Below are 17,991 nucleotides of genomic sequence, written 5' to 3'. Positions count from 1 at the left end.
ACACCGCACTATCAACTCCTTCTGGGCTTCGATGACCTGAAGCAACCCGCTGTCGAATTCCGCGTAACTACTTGTTTACCAAGGAGTTTTCCGTTTCGACTGCGCCGGAAGTGGGGCGAATTATAGAGAGATATGAAACGCCGTCAACACCTAATTTCAGTTTTATTCGGATTTGAGCGTAATACGCGCAAATGCCTTCTTGCCGGCTTGGCAAACGTGGGTCGCGCCCAGTTCGTATATAAAGGCGCGATCCACAACCTCACCATCTATACGCACACCGCCAGAACCCAACAGGTCACGCGCAACCGCCGAGTTCTTCACCAGGCCTGCCTTATTAAGGACAGCCGCAATCGGCATCGCCTCTGCCGCGGTCAGCTCGATCTCCGGCAAATCATCCGGCAGCTCGCCATCTTTCATACGGTTACCGGCAGCACGGTGAGCATTCGCCGCAGCCTCTTCACCATGGAAGCGCGCGACAATTTCTTCAGCCAGCTTGATCTTCACGTCACGCGGATTGGCGCCCGCCTCGACTTCAGCGCGCAGCGCATTGATCTCATCCATCGAGCGGAAGCTCAACAGTTCGAAGTAACGCCACATCAACGCATCCGGAATCGAAACCAGCTTGCCGTACATCACGCCCGGCGCTTCCTGGATACCCACATAGTTACCCAGGGACTTCGACATCTTCTTGACGCCGTCCAACCCTTCCAGCAACGGCATGGTCAGGATGCATTGGGCCTCTTGCCCATACGCACGCTGCAGCTCACGGCCCATCAGCAGGTTGAACTTCTGATCAGTACCGCCCAACTCAACGTCCGCACGCAATGCTACCGAGTCATACCCCTGAACCAGCGGATAGAGGAACTCATGAATAGCGATCGGCTGATTGGTGGAATAGCGTTTATCGAAGTCATCACGTTCAAGCATGCGCGCCACTGTGTACTGAGACGTCAGGCGGATAAAATCCGCCGGCCCCATCTGGTCCATCCAGGTGGAGTTGAACGCCACTTCGGTCTTTGCCGGATCGAGAATCTTGAAGACCTGAGTTTTATAGGTCTCGGCATTGTCGAGAACCTGCTCACGGGTCAACGGCGGGCGTGTAGCGCTCTTCCCGCTCGGATCACCGATCATCCCGGTGAAGTCACCTATAAGGAAGATGACCTGATGCCCCAACTCCTGGAACTGACGCAGCTTATTAATAAGCACGGTATGCCCCAGATGCAGATCCGGCGCCGTCGGATCAAAGCCGGCCTTGATACGCAGAGGCTGGCCACGCTTGAGCTTTTCGACCAGCTCGGCCTCGACCAACAGTTCTTCCGCACCACGTTTTATCAGCGCTAGCTGCTCTTCAACCGACTTCATAACAGACCCGCAAGGCTCAGATTCAAAAGGGGAACAACCATACAAGATCAGGGACTAATTACAAGTTTTGCCCTGCGCACGGACACCGCTGGGCAAGCCCAGCGTTCGCGAGCTTGCGCCACAGATGATTTGGTTATATTTTATACAGTTATTTCATCTTCATCATGTCATTCATCTTTTCCATTTCATCTTCAAAGTCAAAAATTACCTATGACCACTGAACCGTCTAAAGCGCCACCGCTTTACCCGAAGACCCACCTGCTCGCCGCAAGTGGTATCGCCGCCCTTCTTAGCCTGGCACTCCTGGTATTCCCTTCCAGCGACGTAGAAGCCAAACGAACCTCCCTGAGCCTTGAGCTGGAAAGTCCCGCTGATCAACTGACACAAGATCAAGACGCTTCCGACGCACAACAAGCCACAAACGCTGCGACAGAATCACCATTTGCCCAGATAGAAAACACACCAGAAGATACCCGGCAAGCCGAAGCAAAGCCCGCAGCTGACAGCGCCAAGAACCCGCAACACCGCGAAGTGATCGTAGCCAAAGGCGACACGCTTTCCACTCTGTTTGAAAAAGTCGGCCTTCCTTCCGCCACCGTTGGCGAAGTATTGGCCACTGACAAACAAGCCAAGCAATTCACCCAACTCAAGCGCGGTCAGAAGCTTGAGTTCGAACTGACCCCAGACGGCCAGTTGAGCAACCTGCACACCGCTCTCAGCGATTTGGAAAGCATCAGCCTGAGCAAAGGCGCCAAAGGTTTTGCATTCAATCGCGTAACCACCAAACCCGTGATGCGCTCCGCCTATGTGCACGGCGTGATCAACAGTTCCTTATCGCAATCGGCTGCCCGCGCGGGCCTGTCCCACAGCATGACCATGGACATGGCCAGCGTGTTCGGCTACGACATCGACTTCGCCCAGGACATCCGCCAGGGTGACGAATTCGATGTGATCTACGAGCAAAAAGTCGCCAATGGCAAAGTGGTCGGCACCGGCAATATCCTTTCCGCACGCTTTACCAACCGCGGCAAAACCTACACCGCCGTGCGCTACACCAACAAACAAGGCAACAGCAGCTACTACACCGCCGATGGCAACAGCATGCGCAAGGCGTTCATCCGCACCCCGGTCGACTTCGCCCGTATCAGCTCGCGTTTCTCCATGGGCCGCAAACATCCCATCCTGAACAAAATTCGCGCGCACAAAGGTGTCGATTACGCGGCCCCTCGCGGCACGCCCATTAAAGCGGCGGGTGACGGCAAGGTATTGCTGGCAGGGCGCCGTGGCGGATACGGCAACACCGTGATCATCCAGCACGGCAACACCTACCGCACCCTGTACGGCCACATGCAAGGCTTCGCCAAAGGCGTCAAGACCGGCGGATCGGTCAAACAGGGCCAGGTAATCGGCTACATCGGCACTACCGGCCTGTCTACCGGCCCGCACTTGCACTATGAGTTCCAGGTCAACGGCGTGCACGTGGATCCATTGGGCCAGAAGCTGCCAATGGCTGACCCGATCGCCAAGGCCGAGCGCGCGCGCTTCATGCAACAGAGCCAGCCGCTGATGGCGCGCATGGATCAGGAGCGCACCACCTTGCTGGCCTCGGCGAAGCGTTAAGGGATGCCTCTATATATAGGTGTGATGTCCGGGACCAGCCTTGATGGCCTGGATATCGCCTTGATCGAACAGGACTCGGCGGTCAACCTGATCGCCACCCACTACACCCCCATGCCGGATACCTTGCGCGCCGAGCTGCTCAGCCTGTGCGCCAGCGGCCCGGACGAAATCGCCCGCTCCGCCATCGCTCAACAGCACTGGGTGGAACTTGCCGCCAAGGGCATCAGCGCATTGCTGGCTCAGCAAAACCTCAAACCTCAGGATATTCGCGCGATTGGCAGCCACGGCCAAACCATTCGCCATGAGCCCGCACGGGGCTTCACCGTACAGATAGGTAACCCGGCGCTACTCACCGAACTCACCTGCATCACTGTGGTAAGCGACTTCCGCAGCCGTGATGTCGCGGCCGGCGGCCAAGGTGCGCCCCTCGTACCCGCGTTCCACGAAGCGCTGTTTGGCGAACGTACCGGCAACCGTGCGGTATTGAATGTCGGAGGCTTCAGCAACCTCAGCCTGATCGAGACGGGCAGGCCTGTAGCCGGTTTCGACTGTGGCCCGGGCAATGTCCTGCTGGACGCCTGGATTCACCTGCAACAGGGCGAGCACTTTGACCGTGACGGCCAATGGGCGGCCAGTGGCAAGGTAGAGCCTGCGCTACTCAGCGCGCTGCTCAGCGATCCGTTCTTTATGACCAAAGGCCCAAAAAGCACGGGGCGCGAAGTGTTCAACCTGCCATGGCTGCAACAGCATCTTGCGAAACTGTCAGCCTTCGAACCCCAGGATGTACAGGCCACCCTGCTCGAGCTGACCGCACTGACCATCGTCCACGCCCTGCAAGCCGCGCAACATCAGACCGAAACCCTTTTGATCTGCGGCGGCGGCGCCCATAACGCCACGCTGATGAAGCGCCTGGCCGCACTGCTTCCTGCCACCCAGGTCAGCAGCACCGCCGTTTATGGCGTTGACCCGGACTGGGTGGAGGCAATGGCGTTCGCCTGGCTGGCCCACTGCTGCCTGGAAGGCATCGCCGCCAACCGCCCCAGCGTCACCGGCGCCCGTGGGTTGCGAGTATTGGGCGCGATCTATCCCGCCTGACTGACCGCAAAACCGGCAGACAAAAAAACGCCGCTTGAACGATCAAATCCAAGCGGCGTTTTATAGGCGGTGCGAACCCATTTATCGATCAGATCGAAAACGAAGACCCGCAACCACAGGTCGTCGTCGCGTTCGGGTTCTTGATCACGAAACGCGAACCCTCCAGACCTTCCTGATAATCCACCTCGGCACCTGCCAGGTACTGGAAGCTCATCGGGTCCACGACCAAGCTCACGCCCTCGCGCTCAACGATAGTGTCATCGTCGGCCACATCTTCATCAAAGGTAAAACCGTACTGAAACCCTGAACAACCGCCGCCCGTAACAAATACGCGCAGCTTCAAGCGATCATTACCCTCTTCATCGACCAGGCTCTTCACCTTGTGCGCAGCACCGTGGGTGAATTGCAAAGCCGTGGGGGTGAAGGATTCAACGCTCATGCTGATAATCTCCCGGCGTAACGCCGTCATATGCGTAATGGCCGGTATTATCCGCTTCTCCTAGAAAAGCGGTCAACTATTGTTACGGTATAGCAAATCGGCCATGCGCCTATAAAGACAAAAAAGGCCCGATTAACGGGCCTTTGCACCTTTGCAGGAAATGCCTTAAGGCAACATGCCCGCGTGGGAAAGCCCCAGCTTCTCATCCAGGTCAAACAGAATGTTCATATTCTGCACCGCCTGGCCCGATGCGCCCTTGACCAGATTATCGATCACCGACAGTACCACCACCAGGTCACCATCCTGCGGACGATGTACCGCAATCCGGCACACATTGGCGCCGCGCACACTGCGGGTTTCCGGATGACTGCCGGCCGGCATCACGTCGACAAACGGCTCATTGGCATAGCGCTTTTCGAACAGCGTCTGCAGATCGACCGAACGATCGACCACTGTTGCGTACAGCGTGGAATGAATACCGCGAATCATCGGCGCAAGGTGCGGCACGAAGGTCAGGCCCACGTCCTTACCCGCTGCCCGGCAAAGGCCCTGGCGAATCTCCGGCAAATGACGATGCCCTTTAACGGCATAAGCCTTCATGCTTTCGGCAGTCTCGGCGTACAACGAACCTACCGCCGCACCACGACCTGCGCCGCTCACTCCCGACTTGCAGTCTGCGATCAAACGTGAAGCGTCCGCCAGCCCGGCTTCCAGCAAAGGCAGAAAGCCCAGCTGGGTTGCGGTCGGGTAACAACCTGGTACCGCAATCAAGCGGGCTTGCCTGATTTGCTCACGATTGACTTCCGGCAGGCCATACACCGCCTCCTCAAGCAACTGCGGCGCGCCGTGCGGCTGGCCGTACCACTTGGCCCACTCATCGGCGTCCTGCAGGCGGAAGTCGGCAGACAGGTCGATGACCTTGGTGCCGGCAGCCAGCAGTTCGCCGGCCAACGCATGGGCTACCCCGTGAGGAGTGGCAAAGAACACCACATCACAGGCGCCCAGCGTCTTGACGTCGGGCACGCTGAACGCCAAACCGTCGTAATGGCCGCGCAGGTTCGGGTACATGTCCGCAACAGCCAGGCCGGCCTCGGATCGAGAGGTGATGACCACCACTTCAGCCTGTGGATGCTGGGCCAACAGACGCAGCAATTCGACACCGGTGTAACCCGTGCCGCCGACAATACCGACCTTGACCATAACCCTGCCCTCAACGAACCACTGGAAAGCCGTCGATAATAGGGGTCGTATCGCCCTGCGACAACCGTCAACGTGACGTATGGGCGCATCAGCCACTACTATCCTCACTACCGTGAACCTGGGAATAACTAGAAATGCTCTATCTATGGATCAAAGCCTTCCACATCATCAGCATCGTCTGCTGGTTTGCCGGGCTGTTCTACCTGCCCCGCCTGTTCGTCTACCACGCTCAAAGCGAGGACACCGTCAGCAAGGAACGCTTCAGCGTCATGGAGCGCAAGCTGTACCGCGGCATCATGGGGCCGGCGATGATCGCCTCACTGGTGTTCGGCATCTGGCTGATCGTCCTCAACCCGGGCATCTTCCAATCCGGCGGCTGGATCCACGCCAAGCTGACGCTGGTGGTATTGCTCATCGGCTATCACCATATGTGCGGCGCTCAGGTAAAACGTTTCGCCCGTGGCGAGAACACCCGCAGCCACGTGTTTTATCGCTGGTTCAATGAAGTGCCTGTTCTGATGTTGCTGGCTATCGTCATTCTGGTGGTGGTCAAACCGTTCTAAATGCAATGAGGCCAGGGTGTCGGCGAGACCAACGACCTGCCCGGCGTAGAACTCGTTGCGCGCCTGGATGCCGAATACCGCACGGCGCGCGAGCAGACTGCACAGTTGCGCTGATCACGCTGATACACTCGCCGGGCCCGCCGATAAAGCAGGCCGGCTCACCTTCCCTTACGACTGACAAGGATGCCCGCATGAGCGACAACCGTTTCAAGATTGTGTTTGACGGAGCCCTGCTCCCGGGTGTCGAAAGCACCACCGCCAAATTGAATCTGGCCGAACTGTTCAAGAGCGATGTGGCCGCGATCGAGAAGCTCTTCACCGGCCGCCCGGTCGCGCTCAAGCGCGATCTGTCGCGGGCCGATGCCGAGACCTACCTCACCGCGCTGAAGGATGCCGGGGTCGATGCCCGTATCGAGGCCGAGCAACCTGTTGCTTTCAGCCTGGCTGAAGCTCACGAAACCGGCTCTACCGACTTCTCCCGCCCTGCCGCTTCTCCCTATGCGCCACCACGCGCCGCCGTCGGTGATGACCTGCCGGAATTCGCCGACTTGAAGGTGTTCACCATCAATGGGCGCATCGGGCGCCTGCGCTACCTGGCCTGGACGCTGGTGCTGACCATCGCCATGCTGGTGGCGGGTGGCATCATCAGTACCGCCAGTTTCGCGGTGGCGACCGCCTCGCCGACAGCGGCCATCATTCTCGGCGGCGTGCTGGGTTTCGCCCTGTTTATCGCACTGATCGTGGTCAGCGTGCAGATCGGCGTGCAGCGTCTGCACGACCTGGGCTGGTCCGGCTGGCTGTACCTGTTGAACCTGGTGCCGCTGGTCAACAGCGTATTCCCGCTGCTGATGCTGGTACTGCCAGGTAACGCAGGCGCCAACCAATATGGCGCTCCGCCTCCGCGCAACTCCACTGCGGTCAAAGTGCTCGCGACGCTGTGGCTGGCGTTCATCCCAGTGATGCTGGCAATCGTGGTGACATTGGGCATGAACGGCTACCTGGACCAGCTCGAAGCCAACATGGACAGCAACTATGAAAGCAGTTCGATCATCACCGATGAGGCCGGCGACCAAACCGTCATCATGGAGGATGAAGACGCGCAAAGTGCTGACGACGCAGGCGAACCTGTAGACTCTCCGGAACAGTAAAGAAACGCCCGCCGCCTGTGACGCCTCTGTCACAGGCAAGGCGGCGTTGCGATGGAGAAAGGCATGACCCGTTACGCTCTGATCACCGGTGCCTCCAGCGGCATCGGCTTGGCCCTGGCCGAAGCCCTGGCTCGGCGTGGCCGCAGCTTGATTCTGGTGGCCCGCCAGCGTGATCAGTTGGAAAGCATTGCACTCGAATTGACTCAACGCTTTGGCGTGGAGGTGCTGTTTCGAGCCTGCGATCTGGGCGAACCATTGCGCTTGTCCGGCTTTTTGCTGGAGTTGGAAGAAGGCGAGCGGCAGATCGACCTGCTGGTCAACTGCGCCGGCATCGGCACCAGCGGGCCGTTCCTGGCCCAGGACTGGATGACCGAGCAGGACCTGATTGAAGTCAATATCCTCGCCCTCACCCGCCTGTGTCACTCACTGGGCAACGCCATGGCGCTGCAGGGCGGCGGGCAGATTCTGAATGTGGCCTCCGTTGCGGCGTTCCAACCCGGCCCGTGGATGAGCAGCTATTACGCCAGCAAGGCTTATGTGCTGCATTTCTCCGAAGGCCTGCGCGAAGAGCTCAAAACCTGTGGCATCAGAGTATCCGTGCTGTGCCCCGGTCCCACGCGCACTGCATTCTTCGGCACTGCACAAATGGACACCGCCAGGCTCGACCGCAGCCAGCAACTGATGAGTCCCGAAGAAGTCGCGCTGTACGCCGTGCGTGCCCTGGAAAAGAACAAAGCCATCATCATTCCCGGTCGACGCAATCGCTGGCTGACATTCAGCTCCCGTCTCAGCCCGCGCTGGCTGACACGCAAGATCGCCGGCGCCATTAACAAGGCCTATTGCCCGCGCTGACCGCCTGGGTACACTCACTCGCATACCAATAAAGGGAGAAACCGCTGTGGATACTCTGTTCACCAAGATCATCAACAGAGAAATACCTGCCAACATCATCTACGAAGATGAACAGGTTCTGGCCTTCCACGATATTGCACCGCAGGCACCGGTACATTTTCTGGTGATTCCAAAAAAACCCGTCCGCACACTGAACGACCTGACCGAGGACGATAAGGCGCTGGCTGGCCACATCCTGTTCACGGCTCAGCGCCTGGCGCTGGAACTGGGCTGTGAAGCAGGGTTTCGGGTGGTGATGAACTGCAACGAGATGGGCGGCCAGACCGTTTATCACATCCATATGCATGTACTGGGTCAGCGCCAGATGAACTGGCCACCGGGCTGAAACAGCCTATTGCGTAAGGTCGTGGCCGCTGGCCGTGACCTCGTGCCCCCTGACTGCGCGCAAACGCTTCGCCCTCTCTTGCGGTAGACTGGCCGCTGAGATTTTTCCCGGAGGTCTGCATGACTACCCAACGTCACTACTCGCCGATTGACCGCCTGCTGCTGCAAGCCGACACCGCCATGCGCACGCTGCTGCCCTTCAGCGGCCAGCCTCACCGGCCCTCGCCGGCCATCGTGCAACCCGATGCCCAAATGAGCACCACCGAGACGCGCCATGTCGCCGGCCTGATGCGCATCAACCATACCGGCGAAGTCTGTGCCCAGGCGCTGTATCAGGGTCAGGCCCTGACCGCCAAGCTGCCGCAGGTGCGCGCAGCGATGGAGCACTCGGCCGAAGAAGAAGTTGACCATCTTGCCTGGTGTGAGCAACGCATCCGCCAACTGGGCAGTCATCCCAGCGTACTCAATCCGCTGTTCTATGGTTTGTCGTTTGGCATCGGCGCTGCCGCCGGCCTGATCAGCGACAAGGTGAGCCTGGGGTTTGTCGCCGCCACCGAACATCAGGTATGCAAACATCTGGATGAACACCTCGAACAATTGCCGGCCGAAGACGAAAAGTCCCGGGCAATCCTCGAACAGATGCGCATTGATGAAGCCCACCACGCAGACAGCGCGCTGGACGCCGGCGGCTTCCGCTTCCCGGCGCCGGTGCGGTTCGGCATGGGCCTGCTGGCCAAGGTGATGACCAAAAGCACCTACCGCATCTAACAGGAGCGAGCATGCTCGCTCCTGTCGCTCAACCCAGTTCGATAATCTCGTAATCATGGGTGATGGCCACACCGGCCGCACCCAGCATGATCGACGCCGAGCAATACTTCTCTGCCGACAGCTCGATAGCCCGCTTGACCTGGGCCTCCTTCAGCGCCCGCCCCTTCACCACAAAATGCATGTGAATCCGGGTAAACACCTTGGGATCTTCGGTGGCGCGCTCGGCCTCCAGAAACGCTTCGCAGCTCTCCACGGCCTGACGGGACTTTTTCAGGATACTGACCACGTCGAAATTGCTGCAGCCACCCACGCCCAGCAGGAGCATTTCCATCGGCCGCACGCCGAGGTTGCGGCCACCCGCTTCCGGCGGACCGTCCATCACGACCACATGGCCGCTGCCCGATTCACCGAGGAACATGGCTTCGCCCGCCCATTGGATGCGTGCCTTCATCGCCCAGACTCCACTGCTAAAAAAGGGTCGCCAGCTTAGCACAGGGCCCGGCAGCCACAGTGTTTGGCACCACCACGATCAATAAAAGCGTTTACCCGATAAATTGTCTAATCGAGTCAGAATGTGTCTGTTAAGCTGGCGCCAATTCGATGGCGTATTGCCACCCTTCGGAGACCATAATTCCAATTCCTTCGCGTCTCCTTTCGGGAAACAACCATGGTTGCCCTTACTCCCACACCCAAGATCAAGAATCTCGACAAGCTGTTGATGCATTGCCAGCGCCGACGCTACCCGGCCAAGCACAACATCATCTGCGCCGGCGAACGCTCCGAAACACTGTTTTTCATCATCAAGGGCTCGGTCACCATTCTGATCGAGGACGATGACGGCCGCGAAATGATCATTGCCTACCTCAACACCGGCGATTTCTTCGGCGAGCTGGGCCTGTTCGAACAAGCCGGCAAAGAACAGGAACGCAGCGCCTGGGTACGCGCCAAGGTCGAATGCGAAGTGGCCGAGATCAGCTATACCAAGTTTCGCGAACTGTCCCAGCAGGACCCCGACATTCTGTATGCCCTGAGTGCTCAGATCGCCCAGCGTCTGCGCGACACCACGCGCAAGGTCGGCGATCTGGCGTTTTTCGATGTCACCGGCCGCGTGGCCCGTTGCCTGTTGGAATTGTGCAAACAACCCGATGCCATGACCCACCCGGATGGCATGCAGATCAAAGTCACGCGGCAAGAGATAGGACGCATTGTCGGCTGCTCACGGGAAATGGTCGGCCGCGTGCTCAAAGACCTGGAAGAGCGCAACCTCGTGCACGTCAAGGGCAAGACAATGGTGGTGTTCGGCACGCGTTAAGCGGGCATGAGACCGGCGAGCATCTGACGGTACAACGTGTCGAGCCTGGGGATGGCATCCGGCGCGGCATAAGCCTCATGCAAAGCGATATGGCTGTCGGCGCGCACCCGCTGCTCCAGGCCACAGGCTTGATTGAACCGATTGACCGCCGCAATCAATGCCTCGCGATCGTCATCCAGTAATAACGCGCCGTGCACCAGTCCCACCGGGCGACCGCCGCTTTGCCGCCAGCGCTGGGCGGTGCCTACCATCTTGCGGCCGTTGAGATTGACGTTGTAACGCCCGTCGCAGAAGGCGCCCTCGACTTCACCCACACTGGCATCGCCGCCCAGCTCAATCAGCAAGTCACAGATCGGCTGGCACAAACGCTGATAACCGGTTTCGATCCGCCCCTGGTCACCTTCGCTGCGGGGTGGCGCATAGACCAGCGCGATATTCACCGTGGCGCCCGACTGCGGCACCGGCTCACCGCCGGTTTCGCGCAGCAGCACCGGCCAACCCGCCTGCGCGGATACCTGGCTTGCCGCCTCGAACGCCGGCAACCGGCTCAAGCGACGCGGCATCACCAGGGCCTGGTCAGTGGGCCGCCAGAACAGCAACCCGAATGCCTGCTCGCCTGCGCAAACGGCGGCCAGCAAATCCTGCTCGGCGGCAAGGCCAGCTTCAACAGTCATTGCCATCGGTTGAATCATCCGCTGCCTCCCTGAATCCCCTCAAGCCCAATGTGAGAGGGGGCTTGCTTCCGATAGCGGAGGCTCAGTCGAAATACCCATCAACTGAACGACTGCCATCGGGAGCAAGCCCCCCACCGGTTGACCGTGTTTCAATCAGTCCAGTGTCGATCCGCCGACCGGCACGCCACGCTCCGGGAAGAACAGCCGTTGCAGCTCCGCCCCAGGGTGCTCGGCGCGCATGAACGTCTCGCCTACCAGGAATGAATACACCCCATTGATTTCCATCAGCTCCACATCGGCACGGTTGGCGATGCCACTCTCGGTGATCACCAGGCGGTCACGCGGAATGCGTGGCAGCAGGTCGAGGGTGGTTTCCAGGCTGACTTCGAAGGTGTGCAGGTTGCGGTTGTTTACCCCAACCAACCGCGTGTCGACGGTGTTCAATGCGCGCTCCAGCTCATCGCCATCGTGCACTTCAACCAACACGTCGAGACCGACGCTCTTGGCCACCGCCGCCAACTCGGCCAGCTTCACGTCATCCAGCGCGGAGACGATCAGCAGTACGCAGTCGGCGCCCAGGGCACGGGCTTCGATGATCTGATACGGGTCAACCATGAAATCCTTGCGGATCACCGGCAGCTTGCACGCCGCCCGCGCCTGCTGCAGAAACAGGTCGGAGCCCTGGAAGTAGTCGATGTCGGTCAGCACCGAGAGGCAGGTCGCCCCGCCCTTCTCGTAACTGGCGGCAATTTCGGAGGGAACGAAGTGTTCACGAATTACGCCTTTGCTCGGCGAGGCCTTTTTTACCTCGGCGATCACCGCAGGCTGCTTGAGCTTGGCCTGGGCGATCAAGGCATTGGCAAAACCGCGCGGGGCATCGGCAACTTTCGCCTGCGCTTCCAGCTCGGCCAGGCTCACGCGCGCGCGGCGCTCGGCGACTTCTTCTGCCTTGCGGGCCAAAATCTTTTGTAGAACGGTTGGCACACTCATCCTTCATTCTCCATCTTGAATACCGCAGTGAATGCTCCCAGCTCCTCGAGTTTTTCGCGAGCCAGACCGGTGTGAAGTGCATCGTGAGCCAAGGCGACACCCTCTTTAAGACTATAGGCATGGTCGGCGGCGTAAAGTGCCGCGCCCGCATTCAGAACAATCATCTCAGCTGCTTTTTGACCGTTCTCGGTCTTGCGACGCCCCAGGGCATCGCGGATCAACTCCAGGGAAGCGGCGGGGCTTTCCACTGCCAGGCCGTGCAGGCTCTGGCTCTTCATGCCGAGATCTTCAGGTTCGACCCAATACTCGGTGATCTGGTCGTTTTTAAGCTCCGCCACAAACGTCGGCGCCGCCAGGCTGAATTCGTCCAGGCCATCCTTGGAATGCACCACCAGCACATGCTTGCTGCCCATGCGTTGCAACACTTCGGCCAGCGGCCGGCACAGGGCTTCGCTGAACACGCCCACCACCTGATGCTTCACACCGGCCGGATTCGTAAGCGGGCCAAGCATGTTGAACAGGGTGCGCAGGCCAAGGTCCTTGCGCGGGCCGGCGGCGTGCTTCATCGCGCCGTGATGGGACTGGGCAAACATGAAGCCAATGCCGACGCTGTCGATGCAGCGCGCCACTTGCACCGGCGTCAGGTTCAGGTAGATGCCTGCCGCTTCCAGCAGATCGGCACTGCCGCTCTTGCCGGACACCGCACGGTTACCGTGTTTGGCCACCGTGCAGCCCGCCGCCGCAACCACAAACGAAGACGCCGTGGACACGTTGAAGATATTCGCGCCATCGCCGCCGGTACCGACCACGTCAACCACGCCGTCGAGGGTTTTGAGCTCAACCTTGTCCGCCAGCTCGCGCATTACCGACACAGCGCCGACGATCTCGTCGATGCTCTCGCTCTTCATGCGCATGGCCATCATGAACGCGCCGATCTGTGCGTCGGTGCATTGACCGGTCATGATCTCGCGCATCACATCGCTCATTTCCGCGGTGCTCAGGTCCAGGTGGCCAACGATACGGCCCAGGGCAGTCTTGATATCCATGAAAAGTCCTTAGCGCGTGCCGCCGCTCTGCTTGAGAAAGTTGGCGAACAGCTCGTAACCCTGCTCGGTCAGGATCGACTCAGGGTGAAATTGCACCCCTTCGATATTCAGCGTCTTGTGGCGCAGGCCCATGATTTCGTCGACCGAGCCGTCTTCCAGCTGGGTCCAGGCGGTCGGTTCCAGGCACTCGGGCAGGGTTTCACGCTTGACCACCAGGGAATGGTAACGGGTCACTGTTACGGGATTGTTCAATGCCTGAAAGACGCCAAGGTCCCTGTGGAACACCGGGCTGGTCTTGCCGTGCATCACCTGGCGCGCGCGCACCACATCACCACCAAAGGCCTGGCCGATGGACTGATGGCCCAGGCACACGCCCAGGATCGGCAGCTTGCCGGCGAAATACTGAATGGCTTCGAGGGAGATGCCCGCCTCGGTCGGGGTGCAGGGACCAGGAGAAACCACGATGCGCTCGGGGTTCAGCGCCGCGATCTGCGCCACGCTCAGTTCGTCGTTGCGCACCACCTTGACCTCGGCACCGAGTTCGCCCAGGTACTGCACAACGTTGTAGGTAAAGGAATCGTAGTTATCAATCATCAGCAACATGTGGGTTCAAACCTCTTGAATTCACTGATTTCGAATGTCCGCCTTCCAGGGCGTGACCCGCTGCCGAACGCACGTTCCAGTTGCCGGCCGAGCCGACACGGGGCGTCAAACAAAGGGTGAAGAAGGCAAATCGGTACAGGTCCGGCGAGGCCGGCAGGGAACAGTCAGGCGCGCCAACGCCAACGGGCGTGAGCCTTGATGACGCGCATCAAGAGTTTGCTGATGATCAACACGGGGAGGGTCTCGTTCATACGTTGGGGCACAGTAGCCTAGCCTCGCGAGCGGTGCAATATCGCCGCGCAAATACCCGAGCAGGCCTGCATTGGTTTATAGGAAAAAGCTGTTTTCACTTGAAGAACATTCTCAATGTCTGGTTAATGTTTCGCTTCCGATACAACAAAACCAAATGGAATTTGTCATGCAAAGACCCGCCCTTCTCGCTCCGCTCGCCGGCTGCCTGTTGTCCCTGGCCTGCGCCCAGGCGTTTGCAGCCTCCTCGCCCTATTCAACCATGGTGGTGTTCGGCGACAGCCTGGCCGACGCCGGCCAGTTCCCGGACGGTAATGCCGGGTCGACGCTGCGCTTTACCAACCGCACCGGGCCGAACTTCCAGGGTGACTTCGGTTTGGTCTCATCGACCTTGCTCGGCAGCCGGCTGGGCGTTGCGCCCAACGACCTGAACGCCTCCACCTCACCAGTGCGCGCCGCCCAAGGCCTGCCCGACGGCAACAACTGGGCGGTTGGCGGCTACCGTACCGACAACATCCTGGACTCGATCAACTCGGTCTCCAACGCGACGATCCCGCCCAACAACCCCGGCGGTGGCACGGTGCTGCGCAGCCGCCAGGGCTACCTGCCGGCCAACGGCGGGCGGGCGGATCCAAACGCGCTGTATTTTCTCTCCGGCGGCGGTAACGACTTCATTCAAGGCCGCGTCCTCAGCGCGGGCCAGGCCGTCGCCGCTGGCAGTCGCCTGGCCGACAGCGCCCAGGCCCTGCAGCAGGCCGGCGCCCGCTACATCATGGTGTGGATGCTGCCCGACCTGGGGCTCACGCCGGCCATCAACGGCACACTGCTGCAGGCGCCGAGCTCGGCCCTCAGCAGCCTGTTCAACCAGTCGCTGGTGCAACGGCTGTCGCAGATCGACGCCCAGATCATCCCGCTGAACATTCCGCTGCTGCTCAATGAAACCTTCGCCAACCCCGGCCGCTTCGGCCTGGCCACCGGGCAGAACCTCACCGGCACCTGCTTCAGCGGCAACGGCTGCACCGCCAACCCGACCTACGGCATTGGCGGCACCACCCCGGACCCGACCAAGCTGATCTACAACGACGCCGTGCACCCCACCATCGCCGGGCAACGCCTGATTGCCGACTACGCCTACTCATTGCTGTCGGCGCCCTGGGAGCTGACCCTGCTGCCCGAAATGGCCCAAGGCACCTTGCGCGCCCACCAGGATGAACTGCGCAACCAGTGGCAAGCCGATAACGGCAACTGGCAGGCGGTAGGCCAATGGCGCGCGATCGTCGCGGCCGGTGGCCAGCATGTGGACTTCAATCATCAGGACAGCGCCGCAAGCGGCGACGGCACCGGCTACAACCTGAACGTCGGCGGCAGCTACCGGCTCAACGAGGACTGGCGTGTTGGTGTGGCAGCCGGTCTGTACCGCCAGACCCTGGAAGTCGGCGCCAACGATTCGGACTACAAGCTCAACAGTTACATGGGTACCGCCTTCGCCCAATATCAGCAAAATCACTGGTGGGCCGACGCCGCCTTGACTGGCGGCAAGCTGGACTTCGACAACCTCAAGCGCAAGTTCGCCCTGGGCGTCAGCGAAGGCTCCGAAAAAGGCGACACCGACGGTTGGCTGTGGGCCTTGAGCGGCCGCGTGGGCTACGACATTGCCGCGCCAGGCAGCGACTGGCACCTGTCGCCGTTCATCAGCGCCGACTACGCGCGGGTCGAAGTCAACGGCTACTCGGAGAAAGACAACCGCTCCACCGCACTGACCTTTGATGACCAGCAACGCGACTCCAAACGCCTGGGCGCGGGCCTGCAAGGCAGCTACCGGGTAACGCCACAAACCCAGGTGTACGGCGAAGTGGCTCACGAGCATGAGTTCGAAAATGACACGCAGAAGGTGAACATGTCGCTCAACAGCGTGCCGGGCATCGACTTCAAGCTCGACGGCTATACGCCACGCAGCAACTCGGATCGCCTGAGCCTGGGCGTCAGCCACAAGCTCACACCGGAACTGGCGTTGCGGGCGGCGTATAACGTGAGGAAGGATGACAACCTGACCCAGCAGGGGGTCAACGTTGGCGTGAGTCTGGATTTCTGATGCAGTCTTGAGCGCTGTACAACACAACTGTGGGAGCTGGCCTGCCAGCTCCCACAGTTTGCTCAATGCCAGCCTTTAGCTTTGCGGGGTTTGCTCGGCCAGGGCCACCGCCCGGAACATTGCCCGACGCTTGTTCAGGGTTTCTTCCCATTCAAGGGCCGGTACCGAGTCGGCGACAATCCCGCCACCCGCCTGTACATGCAGTTCGCCGTCCTTGATCACCGCCGTGCGAATCGCAATCGCCGTGTCCATGTTGCCGTTCCACGCAAAATACCCCACGGCGCCGCCGTAGACACCGCGCTTGACCGGCTCCAGTTCATCGATGATTTCCATTGCCCGGATCTTCGGCGCGCCCGACAAGGTGCCCGCCGGCAGAATCGCGCGCAGCGCGTCCATGGCGGTCAGCCCGGCCTTCAACTGGCCAGTGACGTTGGAGACGATGTGCATCACGTTGGAATACCGCTCGATCACCATCTTTTCGGTCAACTTCACCGAGCCGATTTCCGAGACACGCCCGGTATCGTTACGGCCCAGGTCGATCAGCATCAGGTGCTCGGCAATTTCCTTGTCGTCGCTCAGCAGGTCTTCTTCCAGCGCCAGGTCGGCTTCTTCGGTCGCGCCACGGGGGCGCGTGCCGGCAATCGGGCGCACGGTGATCAGGTTATCCTCGACGCGCACCAGCACTTCCGGCGAACTGCCCACAACGTGGAAGTCGCCAAAGTTGAAAAAGTACATGTACGGCGTCGGGTTGAAGCAGCGCAGCGCGCGATACAGGTCGATCGGCGCGGCCTTGAAGTCGATGGACATGCGCTGCGACGGCACTACCTGCATGCAGTCACCGGCGAGGATGTATTCCTTGATGGTATCGACTGCGCGCTCGTAGTCATCCTGAGTAAAGCTGGAACGGAAGACTGGATCGGCAGCCGGCGGACGGCTGAGGTCCAGGCCGCGACGCGGGGTGATCGGCTGACGCAGTTTGTCCAGCAAGGCTTCGAGGCTGGCCAGGCCCTGCTCGAACGCATCGGCCTGGGCCGGGTCGGCGAGCACGATGGCGTGCATCTTGCCGGCCAGGTTGTCGAATACCACCACCGCGTCGGAGACCATCAGCAGAATGTCCGGCACGCCCAGTGGGTCCGGGTTCGGGCATTTGCCCAGGCGCTTTTCCACGTAGCGCACGCAGTCGTAGCCGAAATACCCCACCAGGCCGCCGTTGAAACGCGGCAGGCCCGGGATGGTCGGCACGTTGTAGCGGGCCTTGAAGCTTTCGACGAAGGCCAGCGGGTCTTCCACGTCATGACTTTCGATCTCGACGCCATCGAGGGTGATGCTCACGTGGTGATCATGCACCCGCATCACCGTGCGACACGGCAGGCCGATGATCGAGTAACGGCCCCACTTCTCGCCGCCCTGTACCGATTCGAGCAGGTAGGAGTTGGGCTCGTCGGCCAGTTTCAGGTAAATCGACAGCGGCGTGTCGAAGTCGGCCAGGGTGTCGCAGGCCAGGGGAATACGGTTATAGCCGGCAGCGGCCAAACGCAGGAATTCTTCGCGGGTCATGATGTGCCTCGTGGCATGAGGGTCTAACGGTCGGGTA

18 protein-coding genes and 1 pseudogene are annotated in these 17,991 nt (G+C 60.3%); 10 read left to right on the top strand and 9 right to left on the bottom strand.

Annotated features, from left to right (window positions below; translation table 11 throughout):
• Positions 1-162: 162 nt before the first annotated feature.
• Positions 163-1,362, bottom strand: a complete 1,200-nt coding sequence (tyrS, locus tag TU75_RS03670; RefSeq protein ID WP_060548221.1) for a tyrosine--tRNA ligase — start codon at positions 1,360-1,362, stop codon at positions 163-165.
• A 210-nt stretch (positions 1,363-1,572) separates the two neighbouring features.
• Between tyrS and TU75_RS03665 the strand changes: the two genes are divergently transcribed.
• Together TU75_RS03665 and TU75_RS03660 are read left to right on the top strand one after the other, a co-directional pair.
• Complete coding sequence (locus TU75_RS03665; protein WP_003232540.1) at positions 1,573-2,982, top strand: peptidoglycan DD-metalloendopeptidase family protein; 1,410 nt, start codon at positions 1,573-1,575, stop codon at positions 2,980-2,982.
• A gap of 3 nt (positions 2,983-2,985) precedes the next feature.
• Positions 2,986-4,077, top strand: a complete 1,092-nt coding sequence (locus tag TU75_RS03660; protein WP_015373078.1) for an anhydro-N-acetylmuramic acid kinase — start codon at positions 2,986-2,988, stop codon at positions 4,075-4,077.
• Positions 4,078-4,165: 88 nt separating this feature from the next.
• On the opposite strand, the gene erpA is transcribed toward TU75_RS03660, so the two are convergent.
• Both erpA and argC read right to left on the bottom strand, forming a co-directional pair.
• Positions 4,166-4,516, bottom strand: a complete 351-nt coding sequence (gene erpA / locus TU75_RS03655) for an iron-sulfur cluster insertion protein ErpA (protein ID WP_003176443.1) — start codon at positions 4,514-4,516, stop codon at positions 4,166-4,168.
• A 165-nt stretch (positions 4,517-4,681) separates the two neighbouring features.
• Positions 4,682-5,716 carry an N-acetyl-gamma-glutamyl-phosphate reductase gene (argC, locus tag TU75_RS03650; RefSeq protein WP_003232545.1) on the bottom strand — a complete coding sequence of 345 codons (1,035 nt, stop codon included), beginning with the start codon at positions 5,714-5,716 and terminating at the stop codon, positions 4,682-4,684.
• Positions 5,717-5,850: 134 nt separating this feature from the next.
• Here argC and hemJ point away from each other — a divergent pair, with 134 nt between their 5' ends.
• The 6 genes and pseudogenes from hemJ (at position 5,851) to coq7 (ending at position 9,431) form a co-directional block, all read left to right on the top strand.
• The gene (gene hemJ, locus TU75_RS03645) at positions 5,851-6,279 is read left to right on the top strand and encodes a protoporphyrinogen oxidase HemJ (protein WP_003232547.1); all 429 of its coding nucleotides are present in this window, start codon (positions 5,851-5,853) and stop codon (positions 6,277-6,279) included.
• A gap of 9 nt (positions 6,280-6,288) precedes the next feature.
• A pseudogene (locus TU75_RS27970) lies at positions 6,289-6,393 on the top strand (nitronate monooxygenase); the annotation flags it as partial.
• A gap of 77 nt (positions 6,394-6,470) precedes the next feature.
• A complete protein-coding gene (locus TU75_RS03640) occupies positions 6,471-7,427 on the top strand; it encodes a DUF805 domain-containing protein (RefSeq protein ID WP_060548220.1) in 957 nt (318 codons plus the stop codon).
• Positions 7,428-7,490: 63 nt separating this feature from the next.
• On the top strand, positions 7,491-8,279 hold the full coding sequence (locus TU75_RS03635) for an SDR family NAD(P)-dependent oxidoreductase (protein WP_003232550.1): 789 nt from the start codon (positions 7,491-7,493) through the stop codon (positions 8,277-8,279).
• Positions 8,280-8,325: 46 nt separating this feature from the next.
• A complete protein-coding gene (locus tag TU75_RS03630; protein ID WP_003232552.1) occupies positions 8,326-8,664 on the top strand; it encodes a histidine triad nucleotide-binding protein in 339 nt (112 codons plus the stop codon).
• A 119-nt stretch (positions 8,665-8,783) separates the two neighbouring features.
• A complete protein-coding gene (gene coq7, locus TU75_RS03625; RefSeq protein ID WP_015373082.1) occupies positions 8,784-9,431 on the top strand; it encodes a 2-polyprenyl-3-methyl-6-methoxy-1,4-benzoquinone monooxygenase in 648 nt (215 codons plus the stop codon).
• Positions 9,432-9,459: 28 nt separating this feature from the next.
• Here the strand turns inward: coq7 and TU75_RS03620 are convergent, their stop codons facing one another.
• Complete coding sequence (locus TU75_RS03620) at positions 9,460-9,882, bottom strand: OsmC family protein (protein WP_003210947.1); 423 nt, start codon at positions 9,880-9,882, stop codon at positions 9,460-9,462.
• 216 nt (positions 9,883-10,098) lie between these two features.
• Here TU75_RS03620 and crp point away from each other — a divergent pair, with 216 nt between their 5' ends.
• A complete protein-coding gene (gene crp / locus TU75_RS03615; RefSeq protein ID WP_003232557.1) occupies positions 10,099-10,743 on the top strand; it encodes a cAMP-activated global transcriptional regulator CRP in 645 nt (214 codons plus the stop codon).
• Here the strand turns inward: crp and TU75_RS03610 are convergent.
• The 4 genes from TU75_RS03610 to TU75_RS03595 all read right to left on the bottom strand — a co-directional run bounded on the left by TU75_RS03610 (position 10,740) and on the right by TU75_RS03595 (position 14,056).
• On the bottom strand, positions 10,740-11,435 hold the full coding sequence (locus TU75_RS03610; RefSeq protein WP_060548219.1) for a lipoate--protein ligase family protein: 696 nt from the start codon (positions 11,433-11,435) through the stop codon (positions 10,740-10,742). The two genes, crp and TU75_RS03610, sit on opposite strands and share 4 nt — an antisense overlap.
• Positions 11,436-11,570: 135 nt before the next feature.
• Complete coding sequence (gene trpC, locus TU75_RS03605) at positions 11,571-12,407, bottom strand: indole-3-glycerol phosphate synthase TrpC (protein ID WP_015373083.1); 837 nt, start codon at positions 12,405-12,407, stop codon at positions 11,571-11,573.
• Complete coding sequence (gene trpD, locus TU75_RS03600) at positions 12,404-13,453, bottom strand: anthranilate phosphoribosyltransferase (RefSeq protein WP_015373084.1); 1,050 nt, start codon at positions 13,451-13,453, stop codon at positions 12,404-12,406. The genes trpC and trpD overlap by 4 nt, the downstream gene beginning before the upstream one ends.
• Before the next feature lie 9 nt (positions 13,454-13,462).
• The gene (locus TU75_RS03595) at positions 13,463-14,056 is read right to left on the bottom strand and encodes an aminodeoxychorismate/anthranilate synthase component II (protein WP_003232567.1); all 594 of its coding nucleotides are present in this window, start codon (positions 14,054-14,056) and stop codon (positions 13,463-13,465) included.
• A 418-nt stretch (positions 14,057-14,474) separates the two neighbouring features.
• Here TU75_RS03595 and estP point away from each other — a divergent pair, with 418 nt between their 5' ends.
• Positions 14,475-16,397 (top strand): esterase EstP, encoded by a 1,923-nt coding sequence (gene estP / locus TU75_RS03590; protein ID WP_060548218.1) that lies wholly within the window; start codon positions 14,475-14,477, stop codon positions 16,395-16,397.
• Between the two features lie 75 nt (positions 16,398-16,472).
• Here the strand turns inward: estP and trpE are convergent, their stop codons facing one another.
• Positions 16,473-17,954: an anthranilate synthase component I gene (trpE, locus tag TU75_RS03585; RefSeq protein ID WP_003232573.1), complete on the bottom strand. Its 1,482-nt coding sequence runs from the start codon at positions 17,952-17,954 to the stop codon at positions 16,473-16,475.
• Positions 17,955-17,991: the final 37 nt, after the last annotated feature.

The sequence above is a fragment of the Pseudomonas poae genome (assembly GCF_001439785.1).
GTDB classification, from domain to species: Bacteria; Pseudomonadota; Gammaproteobacteria; order Pseudomonadales; family Pseudomonadaceae; genus Aquipseudomonas; species Aquipseudomonas poae.
The sequence above is the reverse complement of the archived record's forward strand: the minus strand, read 5'-3'. Positions and strand labels throughout refer to the sequence as shown.